The organism is Congregibacter sp. (genome assembly GCF_047617445.1).
In the GTDB taxonomy this organism is placed as follows: Bacteria; Pseudomonadota; Gammaproteobacteria; order Pseudomonadales; family Halieaceae; genus Congregibacter.
Map to the genome: position 1 here is coordinate 1 of NZ_JBLGBE010000099.1, position 11,009 is coordinate 11,009.

Sequence of the window (11,009 nt, forward strand, 5' to 3'; positions counted from 1 at the left end):
CAAAGCCGCTATGAGTTGGCAGATGTACTCACCACGGCGACAGCCTCTGGCGATAGTTTTGTGCTCAATGGTGAGAAGGTTGTCGTCAGCAACGGCATGAATGCAGACACGCTCATCGTGGCTGCGCGCACAGCTGGTGAGCAAGTTGATCGTAGTGGTATCAGCCTGTTCCTAGTAGATGCAGGCGCGTCCGGCGTCGAGCGAGTCAGTTATCGACTCATGGATGGCCAGACTGTTGCCAATATCACCTTCAAGGACGTTAGCGTGGGCGCTGATGCGCTTCTGGGCGAGTTGAACAATGGCTTTGCGGTTATGGATGGCGTAGTCCAAGAGGGCATCGTAGCGCTCTGTGGTGAGGCCGTAGGTCTCATGGGACAGCTCAATAGCAAGACGCTTGAGTACACCAAGACCCGAGAGCAGTTTGGCGTGGCGATTAGCAGCTTCCAAGCGCTGCAGCACCGCATGGTGGACACCTTTATGTCTTACGAGCAGGCAAAGTCCATGTTATATCGAGCGGTTTGTGCGCTAGACAACAATGACGATGATCTACGCAAAGAATTGCATGCGCTCAAGGTGATGACGCACAAGTGCGGTAAGCACATCTTCGAAGAGGCTATTCAGTTGCACGGCGGTATGGGCCTCACCGATGAGTTGGATATTGCGCACTACGCCAAGCGATTGATGATGATCAACGCGACTTTCGGGGATCGAGATCATCACCAGTCGCAATTCAATGCCTTGAGCTATGGCTCACAGGCATCTGACAGTGTTGCCAACATGAGCGATGCGGCCTAAGGGTTCGATGGTTGTATAGGCCCCCGCTTGGGGGCCTTTTTGTATCTGGAGACAACGTAAATGAATGTGAACGGTAAAGTTGTAGTGGTCACCGGTGGTGGCAACGGAATCGGGAAAGGTCTTTGCGAGCGGTTTGCTGCCGAGGGCGCTGCTCAGGTGATTGTCGCCGATCTCGAGTTGGATTCTGCGCAGGCTGTAGCGGAGGCTATTGGTGGTACTGCCTTTGAGGTGAACGTTCGAGACGAGGCGCAAATTGCATCAATGGTTCAGGAGGTGATCTCACGTTTTGGTCACATTGACCTGTTTTGCTCTAATGCCGGAATTATCGCTCTAGATGGCCCTCCTTGGTATGCAACGTCCGCCGCCAATGATACTTGGCAGGCTATGTGGGATATCCACGTCATGAGTCACGTATATGCGGCACGTGCCTGCTTGCCGTCAATGATTGAGCGTGGAGAAGGATATTTCCTGAACACAGCGTCGGCCGCTGGCTTGCTGAGCCAGGTTGGCGATGCGGCCTATTCAACGACCAAACATGCCGCTGTGGGCTTTGCTGAGTCGCTGGCGATCACTCATGGTGATGCCGGCATCAAGGTGTCTTGCTTGTGCCCTCAAGCTGTCGCTACGCGTATGATTGGCAATACCGAAGGTGGTACCGCCGGCGTTGATGGCATCTTGACCCCTGCGGATGTTGCCGAGGTGGTAGTGCAAGGACTCGCCGAGGAGCAGTTTTTGATTCTTCCGCATCCAGAGGTGGCAACCTATCGCGAGCGTAAGACTGCAGACTACGATCGATGGATTGGTGGGATGCGTAAACTGCGTCGCCAGTTTGGCAATCTAGAAATCTAATTACTTTGAGGCAGTGGGGGTAGCGTGGAACGACGCGAACGGTTTGCGCGAATTGTTCTCAATGGCTTTGAGTCGTATTTTGCCGACTTTCAGAACATCACGCTGGGTGCGCGGTCACGATTTGAAAACGCTGATTGGCTGGGTATTCATGCGGCAACCATCCAGCGGATTGATCTCTATAAGCTCAAAGTCAATTTTGTTCTGGATACTGTGGAGCTTGTCGCAGGAGAGGAACTTCGCAATTACGAATTTTGGCGCGATACCCGCAAAATCTATGCAGGGCTGATTCGCAATCACAATAATTTTGAGATTGCCGAAACCTTTTACAACTCTGTATATAACGCCGTGTTCTTGCATGAGCAGGTGCGCAATGACTACGCTTTTGTGTTTTCTTCTCAAGGGGATATCCCCTTGTCCGACAGCAGCCCGGTTCTGCGCTACTACTCGGTGGAGAGTTCCCTTAGCACGACCCTTGAAAAACTACTCGTCGACTATTGCTTCAACATCCCTTACGAAGATATGGAGCGTGACGTCAATCGATTGGTAGGGGCTTTTCATGATGAGCTACAGCTTGATCCAGGTTTCGAGCTGAACGAGAACGAGCTGCGCCTGGAAGTGCTGTCTAACCATTTTTATCGCAACAAGGGTGCCTATATCGTAGGTCGTTTGTTGTCCGGACAGGACAGCATGCCCTTTGTATTGCCCCTGCTACATAACGAAGACGGCGGCGTATACGTCGATACGGTGCTGTTCGGTTCGAATCGGGTGAGTGTTGTGTTCAGTTTTACACGCACCTACTTCATGGTGGATGCAACTATCCCTTCACAGTACGTCTTGTTTCTGGCTAAGCTCATGCCGGCCAAGCCTATCTCTGAAATCTATAGCTCCATGGGTTACAACAAGCACGGTAAGACCTACTACCACCGGTCTGCAGTGCGTCACATGGAGTCGACTACGGACAAGTTTGTGATCGCTCCGGGTATTAAGGGCATGGTGATGAGCGTGTTTACGCTGCCGTCATACCCGTTCGTGTTTAAGATCATCAAGGATCGCTTCACGCCTCCCAAAGAGGTCACGCACGAAGAGGTGAAGGCCAAATACCGGTTGGTGAAACGCTCTGATCGTGCGGGCCGCATGGCAGACACGCAGGAATTTACGAATCTGGCTTTTGCTCGGGATCGGTTTTCTGAAGAGTTGATTGAGGAGCTCAAGCAGGTTGCTCCCTCACAGGTTCAGGAGAACGGGAAAGCACTGATTATTGGGCACCTTTACGTAGAGCGTCGGATGACACCGTTAAACCTGTATTTGCAAGATGCGACGGATGACGAAGTTGAAGCTGTGATGGATGAGTATGGAAACTCCATCAAACAATTGGCAGCTGCGAATATTTTTCCTGGCGATATGTTGCTCAAGAACTTTGGCGTTACGCGGCACGGACGTGTGGTGTTCTACGACTACGATGAGATTGTACTGCTCACCGAATGTAAGTTTCGCATTATTCCAGAACCTCGAAACGAGGTGGAAGAAATGGCCAGCCAGCCCTGGTATTCCGTTGGGCAGAACGACATATTTCCCGAAGAATTTCGATTGTTCTTCTCGGGAAATCAACGTGCTCGGAAAGCCTTTGACGAGAAACATTCGGATATTTACGAGGCGCGTTTTTGGCAGTCGCTGCAGGAGCAGATTCGCAGCGGTTACGTCGAATCCTTTTACCCTTATCGGAGAAAGCTACGCTTTCCCCGTGATGAAGAACCTTCTTTGCTTGGACAAATTTAATGGCCAGTATCTATCTTATCCGCCACGGGCAGGCATCCTTTGGTGCTGAAAACTATGACGAGCTGTCTCCCTTGGGTCGCTTACAGGCTACGCTGACCGGGGAGTATCTTGCGCGCACGGGTGTGGCCTTTGACGCGGCGTACTGCGGCACTTTGGAGCGACAGAAAGACACCGGAACCTTGGCTCTTGCAGCACAAGCGGGGGAGGTGGCGCTTGTCGAGGATGCGCGCTTGGATGAAGTTCGCAACGATGAACACTTGGAGTATCTGCTCCCAAAGATCTTGGAGACGCGGCCCGATATTAAGGCGATAGTTGATCAGGGACTGGATTCGAGTAAGCGTTTTCAGAAAGTGATTGAGGCGGTGTTTAACTACTGGGTCTCGCCTGAATGCGATGAGCCCGCGATACAAAGCTGGGCGGAGTACTCTGCGGGTGTGCATAGCATGCTGCGCGACATTGTTGCGAATCAGGGCGCGGGCCGGACTGTCGGTGTATTTACCTCCGGCGGCACGATAGCGGCGCTGACAGCGGCGGTTCTACAGTTGCCCGGGTCTGCGGCATATCAGTTTTATGAGCCTGTGTTCAATTGCTCCGTAACGCAGCTGTTTTACAGCGCAGATCGAGTATCGCTGTCTTATTTTAATGACTGCTCTTTCCTTCGAGAGCTCTCTGTATCCCGCGGTGAGAAGCTGGTTACTTATCGATGAGCAGTACGCGCTTGATCTATTTGGTTCGGCACGGAGAAGCTGCGGCGAGTTGGGGGCAAAGCGCAGATCCCGGCCTCTCAGAATTGGGCCATGCGCAAGCCAAAGCGACTGCGGATAGCTTGGAGGCTCAGGTGAGCGCATCTGAGATTTCGTTGATTAGCAGTCCTTTGCAGCGCGCTCAGGAGACCGCCACACCACTTGCAGAGCGCTTTGGAGTCGCTGTATCAATCGACGATCGCTTTCGGGAGGTTCCCTCTCCAGTGCCTCTTGAGCAGCGTCAGGATTGGTTGCGAGGTTTTATGCGTCAGCAGTGGGGCGAGCAGCAAGAAAGTCTGCATAGTTGGCGCAACAGTATTGTGCAGGCGGTAGAAGAGCTTCCGGAATCTACGATTATCTTCACGCATTTTCTTGTCATCAATGCGCTTGTGGGGTGGTATACACAGCGTGAGGAGACGCTGGTGTTCTGGCCTGACAATGCTTCGGTGACCTTGCTGGAGCGCAGTGACTCAACAATCCGCGTCAAAACCCTCGGCGATCAGATGTCGACAGTGGTCAACTAAGGCTCTTCTTGCGTACGGTACCGGTGGCTTAATCAGGCTCTCAGGGAGAGCTGGGTCGCAAGCGTATTAGCGACTCCTGTGCCGTAGAGGCGATAAGCTCGCCATCCCTGTTAAAGAACTGTCCCCGGCTAAATCCACGGCCACCCCCTGAATTAGGGCTATCCATACTGTAAAGCAGGTAATCATCGGCGCGTCCCGGACGATGGAACCAGATCGCATGATCTAAGCTTGCAGCTTGGATCTTTTTGCTGGCCGCGGTGTACGGGTGCGGCAGAAGTGCTGCACCGAGCAATGCGAAGTCTGAAATAAAGGCGATTAGCGTTTGATGCCGGTTTGCGTCGTCCCCAAGGTCCCCCGGGACTCTAAACCACATGTGAGAAATCGCGTCCTCTGGCTGTGGTGATGCGTAGTCGCGACGTTTGACCACTCTACGCTCAACGGCCTGTGAGAAGGGTGCATCGAATCGGTCAGGGTACTTCGCCGCCATCTCGGTCCAGTAGTCAAAGTCATTCTGAAGTCCCTCTGGACCCTCAACTTCTGGCATGGGTGCCTGGTGGTTTAGGCCCTCTTCGATCTCTTGATAAGACACAGAGGTAATGAATATAGGTTTTCCATCTTGCTTGGCAACGACCCGCCGTGTTGCAAAGCTACGACCGTCGCGGGTGGGGTCCACTTCGAACACGATTTGTTTCGAAGGATTACCTGGACGCAGAAAGTGCGCGTGCATCGAGTGTGCAACGCGTCCACCGTCTATGGAGCGATTGGCGGCGTTAAGACTCTGCGCAAGTACCTGTCCGCCGAAGATACGCCGGGGGCGCTCCGGGCTGCTGCCCGTAAACAGATAGGTGTCTATACGTTTTACTTCAAGGTGATTCAGCAAGTCCTGCAATAGGTCGCTCATTGTGTGTTCTCTCGCGATGGCTCTCTTGGTAGGAGTCCGTTGTAAAAAATATCGAAATACTCGATGGCGGCTTCGTCGATATTATCAATGGCGCGCCACAGGCTGATGTCCATGGAAGCGTTGATGGCTCCGGTCATTAACCGGCGCGCTAAAAGGGGGTTCACGTCACGTATGCTGCGATCGAGTTTTCCTTCGCCAATGAAGGTGTCGAACCGACTATCTGCATCTTCCGTGGCAGAGAGAATTTCTTTTCGGCGTGGGGTAGGTAGTGCGGTAATCGTGTTGTAGCGAATCAGCGGGCCGAGATCCGAGTTCTGGGCATGAAAAACCCGCCGAGCTGTTTCATCCAGCTTTTGCAGTCCTGTTCCCTGTGCGCGCATGGCCAGCGCATCGATGCGCTGCACAATGGCAATGGAGCGCATATAGCAGGCAAATAACAGGTCTTCTTTGTTGCGAATATGGTAGTAGAACGCACCTTTGGAGACATTGAGATGTTCGGCTATCTCATCAAGCGAAGCACCATTAAAGCCTTTGCGGTTAAAGAACCAGGTGCCGGCTTTGTAAAACGCCTCCTGTTTTTGTCGATGCTGCTCTTCTCGGTCGAAACCCTGGGCGGGGCGGTCTGTGTCGGTGCTAATCTCCAGAGGGGTAGCTTGATACTCGCCATGCGGGGCGGCAAGGCCGTGCAAAATGATATCCCAGGCGGCATCGGCGGCGCCTGGGACGTCCGCGCGCTCCAATTGATGTAGCCAATGAAATACCCAATCCGTTGCGCCAATAATGGCTCTGGTCGCTGAAGTGGTTTCCAGGGCGCGGACCTCGCCGGACTCTCCGGCCTCCCGAAGATAGCGACGGAGACGTTTAAACATTCGGATGTATTCTGACTCGATCGCCGATCGGTGCGTGGGTTTTAGCGATGCGATTTCCAGAGGCGCGGCGATATGTACGTCGTCCCCTGTTTGGGCGCTTAACCACCCCTCGAACTGGCTTTTAAAGAATTTCCCGGCGCGCTCAAGAGGGGACATCTCGGCTTTGTCGAGCGCATCCATAATCGTATGCTGCCGCTGCATGGTGACTTCATAGCACTGGAAGATCAGCTCTTCTTTGGTGCGTACGTAGTAATAGAGGCTGGTTTTTGTCAGGCCAAGCCCGCGAGCCACGTCTTGAAGCGTTGTGGCGCGGGATCCCTTGCTGTTAAAAAGCCGCGCAGCTTCCGAAAGAATAGCGATGCGCTTAGCATCATGCTGCGCCTTACGGTTGAATGGAGACGTGCTATTTGTGTTGCTGCTGGTGGTCATTCAGGGGCTGCTTTAGCGGCTCGGCATACTGTAAGGTTGGAAATTCCAACTTTAAGTATTTTTATCGCCCCTGTCTACGAAACTGTTGGTCGAGTACCGCGCATTCTTGGTGTCGCCCACAGCTGACGATGTGATCGTTGACCATACCCGTGGCCTGCATATGCGCGTAGAGAATGGTTGGTCCGACGAAGGTGAAGCCCCGTTTTTTCATATCTTTACTGATCTTTTCGGATAATGGAGTCGACGCAGGTACGTCTGACATGCCGTGCCAAGAGTTTTGTAGCGGCTTTCCGTCGACAAAGTCCCAAAAGTAATCAAGGAGGGTGCTGCCTTGCTCGTAAAGCTTGAGCGTTGCCTGTGCGTTCTTACGGGTACCGTAAACTTTGAGTCGATTACGGACTATTCTGGCGTCTTCGAGCTTTTTCTCTAGCGCAGCGTCACTGTAGCTGGCCACTCTTTGCACGTCGAAGTTATCAAACAGCGAACGATAGCCTTCACGTTTTCGTAATATCGTGATCCAGCTGAGCCCCGCCTGCGCGCCCTCAAGAACCAGGAATTCGAACATTGACTGTTCATCCCTCAGGGGGACACCCCACTCCTTGTCGTGGTAACTCATGTACAGAGGGTCGTCTCCGCACCAGTCGCACCGTTGCATGTGTATCCTCCGTGTTTTAGCCCAGAACAATGACGAGGTATCAATGCTGTGCAAGAATGCCCAAAAATCAGGAGCTTAGCATGAGCCAGACGATTGAATATGCAGTGAACGGCAGCGTTGGCACGCTGTGCATCAATCACGAAGAGCGCCACAACTCCCTAGGTGCAGTTGAGCTTAAGAGCATTGGTGAGGTGTTGAATCTAATCGAAGCGGACTCCGAGCTGCGTGTGCTGATTGTTACCGGGGCAGGGGATAAAACGTTTTGCGCAGGCGCCTCTCTTGGCGATCTCAATAGCGGTGCGTTGAAACCGGACGCCTTTCAGAGTGTGATGCACAGCTTGGCGACGTTAGCGATACCCACGTTGGCGCGGGTGAATGGCAATGTGTTTGGTGGTGGGACAGAGTTGGCGCTTAGTTGCGACTTTCGTGTGGGCGTTGTCGGCACACGCTTACGCGTACCTGCAGCCGCTTTTGGATTGTGCTATCCGCCGGCGGGCATCTCCCTGTTTGTGGAGAAACTCGGCACCAGTGTGGCGCGCCGGATGCTTTTAGCATCCGAGGCGATGGATGCCCTTGAAGCTCACAGAGTAGGTTTTTACGACTATCTGGTGCCGAAAGACGAGCTCGACGAGCGCGTGGAGGAGCTGGCATTGCACATGGCAGGATTGGCTCCTTTGGCTACTAAAGCAATGAAAGAACTCATTGGCCAGGCAGGCCGAGGGGCTGTCGATACTTCAAGAGCTACCGAGTTATCGCGTTTGTGTGAAGAGTCTGATGACTTGCAAGAAGGTTTTGCCGCGCAGCGCGAAAAACGCATGCCTGAGTTCTTGGGTAAGTAAGGCTATAGCGCCGAGCTAGCAGGGAAGAGTAGTTTTATAGTGAGGATGTTTCCTGCGTCGTAGTCTTCTGAGAGTTCACCTCCGCCGGATTCAATAAGGTGGAAGGTGAGAGGCAAGAGCCTCTCGAGTGCATCACTGTCATCGTCCTTAAGCCCACTATCTTCGATTAGTAGTTCATAGCTGTACTCACCGTTTTCTGTAAGTACTGGTGTCGCCATACTGATGTAGATTAGTGGATCAATCAGACTCTCGAAACGTCTGCCTGTAGTAGCTAGTTCAAGAGTCTCCTGGATAACCAGGCAAACGTATAGGGCATGGTCCAGTGTAATCGGGTCACTGCACACATCGTTGCTTATGATGGCCTGAGTTGCGACTTCGTTGGACGCAGCGAGCCGAGCGGCGATCTCATTGGTTACGGCATGCAGGTCTGTATGCTCTTCCCTGGTAGTTCTGTCTGTGAGTGTTTGAAGGCTACGCAGCGTTCGTAGCTTGTTCACAAGCGCCGATGCCGCTTGATTGGTGTCAGTGTCAGCAAGCTGCGCCGTAAGTGCAGTTTCTACAGCGTCCAGCAACGCTTTGGCTGATGGGGCGCGTCGCAGTAGTAGGGCCTCGTTCGCTTCTCGTTGCGCCTGATAGTCATCTTCTAGCCGTGCAAAGGCAGCGCTTCCTTCTTCTGCTAGTTTGAGTCGTTCATTGTGAGCGACGTAATGATCATTCAGCCGTTTGAGATACATGAATATTCCCAGTGCTAATACAAGGTAGCTAAGTAGAGCCCACCATGATCGCCATAGCGGTGGTAGAACTTGAATGGGAAGATTGATCTCGTTGTCACTCCACACGCCCGTGGAGTTCGCGCCTCTGGCTCTAAACGTATAGTTACCGGGTGGTAGATTTTGATAGGTGGCAACGTTGACGTTCCCGGTGTTTTGCCAGTTGTTATCGAATCCTTCGAGTTTGTGTTGATATTGATGCAGTAATGGGAGTCGATAGTCGTTCACGGTTAGATGAAAATCAATCGTGCCTTGATCCGGAGCTATTGTTAGCTCGGAGGAAGATACAAGCTGTTCGTTACGCCTGTAGAAAACTCCGCCTACTGCGAAACCTCTGATCCAAATAGGAGTGGGATTGTCCGCCTTCGATGTACTCGCTAGCCGTACTTTGTCGTATCCGAAGTGGCCACCAAAATAAAGGTCTTGCCCGGCCTTTAGGCTTGCGCCGTGATTGAAATCTATGTTCGCCAGGCCGTGAATTCTACCCAGGCGTCGCGCATCACCTGATCGAGTATCGATCACTAACAGCCCATTGTTAGTCGCTGCCCATAAATTGCCGGAGGTCTCTAGAATCACGGAGTAGATTGAGAGATTGTCTGTAGAGTTGAGAGATGATCGGCGAAGGGTTGCTCCTCCTTCTAATTCAGTAACGGAACTTTCCAGCAGTCCATGGTTTAGCGTTCCTAGCCAGATAGATCCGTCGGAGTCGGATGTGGACGAAATAATTCGAGGCTTCAGCGCTCCTGTCCTCGCTGACTGTGCGGAGCAAGCATATGGCTGAGAACGGTCGGTACAGACAAGTACCAGTTGATCTTCTGTTGTCACTAAGAACCTGTCTACCTGGTGAAGAGTGGTTATGCTGGTAACGGGCGACCGATCTTTTTGCCATTCCAACGGCATGGGTATGTCAACAACGCTATTGTTACTAAAGTACTTCAAGCCTTGATGGTCAGTCCCGATTAATAGTCCATCTTTAGTAGGTCGAATAGTTGTTATGCCACTGTCTTTAAGATGATGGCCCACTGTCGATACAAGCTTCCCGTTTGAAGCCACCTCAAAGATGCGAAATCCAGCTGTGAAAGTTCCGACAAACAAGTACCCGTCTTTGAGACCTAGCGACGTGACTCTTGAGTCGATAGACTCGTCGCTTGTAGCCGACCAAGATTCCACATGAGTGCCGGAAATTCTATCCCAGTAAAATATTCCATCATACGTCGCAATGAATACCCCGTTATCCTCGTTTTCAACGAAGCCAAGAACTTCAAGAGACTGTGCTGCGTTGGGTCCTTGCCATGACTCTCCACGTGACGCTGCTAGATAGGCCATTCCGTTTTCGGATAAAATCCAAATCCCATGTGGCATAAGAAAAAAATCAGTTACGGCTGTGTATTTACCGGTTTCTACATACTCCGTTTTCCCTGTTTCAATGTTCTGGTAGAGCAATCCTCTGTCTGTTCCAAAAAACACTTTCCCTTCTGTATGTTTCATCGATCTGAGCTCACTATCAGCAAGCTCGGGCAGGTTGAACTGACGGATCACGCCTAGCCCCTGGATGTCAAAGACTTGAATTCGGTCATCGTCAAGGAGTACACACACTTCATTTGTTGACTGCATGTACACTATCTCGATGATTTTAGAGTTGTCAGGGGCCGTGAATACCGTGATTTGCTCTTCTAGTGGCAGGGCTAGCCCACAGATAATCAGCTGTTCTGTTCCTCCGCAGAATCCCAATCTCTCGGTAGTAATGACATTGGTGCTAAGTTTTAGCGCAGAAATTCTTGGTCTGGCAATGTTGGCGTTGTTGATCGATGGGCGGTTGTAAAAGTGCAAACTGTGCTCAAACCGAACGGCCAGCACAC

10 protein-coding genes are annotated in these 11,009 nt (G+C 52.1%); 6 read left to right on the forward strand and 4 right to left on the reverse strand.

The window, feature by feature from the left end:
* From ACI9KD_RS15570 to ACI9KD_RS15590, 5 genes are all read left to right on the forward strand, one after another.
* A partial coding sequence (locus ACI9KD_RS15570; protein WP_414982091.1) for an acyl-CoA dehydrogenase occupies positions 1 to 795 on the forward strand: 795 nt, incomplete at its 5' end.
* A 60-nt stretch (positions 796 to 855) separates the two neighbouring features.
* Positions 856 to 1,644 carry an SDR family oxidoreductase gene (locus ACI9KD_RS15575; protein WP_414982092.1) on the forward strand — a complete coding sequence of 263 codons (789 nt, stop codon included), beginning with the start codon at positions 856 to 858 and terminating at the stop codon, positions 1,642 to 1,644.
* Between the two features lie 24 nt (positions 1,645 to 1,668).
* On the forward strand, positions 1,669 to 3,420 hold the full coding sequence (gene aceK / locus ACI9KD_RS15580; protein ID WP_414982093.1) for a bifunctional isocitrate dehydrogenase kinase/phosphatase: 1,752 nt from the start codon (positions 1,669 to 1,671) through the stop codon (positions 3,418 to 3,420).
* The gene (locus tag ACI9KD_RS15585; RefSeq protein WP_414982094.1) at positions 3,420 to 4,127 is read left to right on the forward strand and encodes a histidine phosphatase family protein; all 708 of its coding nucleotides are present in this window, start codon (positions 3,420 to 3,422) and stop codon (positions 4,125 to 4,127) included. The genes aceK and ACI9KD_RS15585 overlap by 1 nt, the downstream gene beginning before the upstream one ends.
* Positions 4,124 to 4,687 (forward strand): histidine phosphatase family protein, encoded by a 564-nt coding sequence (locus ACI9KD_RS15590; protein WP_414982095.1) that lies wholly within the window; start codon positions 4,124 to 4,126, stop codon positions 4,685 to 4,687. Before ACI9KD_RS15585 ends, ACI9KD_RS15590 begins: the two co-directional genes overlap by 4 nt.
* A 40-nt stretch (positions 4,688 to 4,727) precedes the next feature.
* Here ACI9KD_RS15590 and ACI9KD_RS15595 read toward each other — a convergent pair whose 3' ends face one another.
* The 3 genes from ACI9KD_RS15595 to ACI9KD_RS15605 all read right to left on the reverse strand — a co-directional run bounded on the left by ACI9KD_RS15595 (position 4,728) and on the right by ACI9KD_RS15605 (position 7,541).
* Positions 4,728 to 5,588, reverse strand: a complete 861-nt coding sequence (locus ACI9KD_RS15595; protein WP_414982096.1) for an acyl-CoA thioesterase — start codon at positions 5,586 to 5,588, stop codon at positions 4,728 to 4,730.
* Positions 5,585 to 6,886 (reverse strand): TetR/AcrR family transcriptional regulator, encoded by a 1,302-nt coding sequence (locus ACI9KD_RS15600; protein ID WP_414982097.1) that lies wholly within the window; start codon positions 6,884 to 6,886, stop codon positions 5,585 to 5,587. The genes ACI9KD_RS15595 and ACI9KD_RS15600 overlap by 4 nt, the downstream gene beginning before the upstream one ends.
* 61 nt (positions 6,887 to 6,947) lie before the next feature.
* Positions 6,948 to 7,541, reverse strand: a complete 594-nt coding sequence (locus ACI9KD_RS15605) for a DNA-3-methyladenine glycosylase I (RefSeq protein WP_414982098.1) — start codon at positions 7,539 to 7,541, stop codon at positions 6,948 to 6,950.
* An 80-nt stretch (positions 7,542 to 7,621) separates the two neighbouring features.
* Here ACI9KD_RS15605 and ACI9KD_RS15610 point away from each other — a divergent pair, with 80 nt between their 5' ends.
* Positions 7,622 to 8,380 (forward strand): enoyl-CoA hydratase/isomerase family protein, encoded by a 759-nt coding sequence (locus ACI9KD_RS15610; RefSeq protein ID WP_414982099.1) that lies wholly within the window; start codon positions 7,622 to 7,624, stop codon positions 8,378 to 8,380.
* 2 nt (positions 8,381 to 8,382) lie between these two features.
* Here the strand turns inward: ACI9KD_RS15610 and ACI9KD_RS15615 are convergent.
* The coding region (locus tag ACI9KD_RS15615) for a ligand-binding sensor domain-containing protein (RefSeq protein ID WP_414982100.1) at positions 8,383 to 11,009 on the reverse strand (2,627 nt) is incomplete at its 5' end.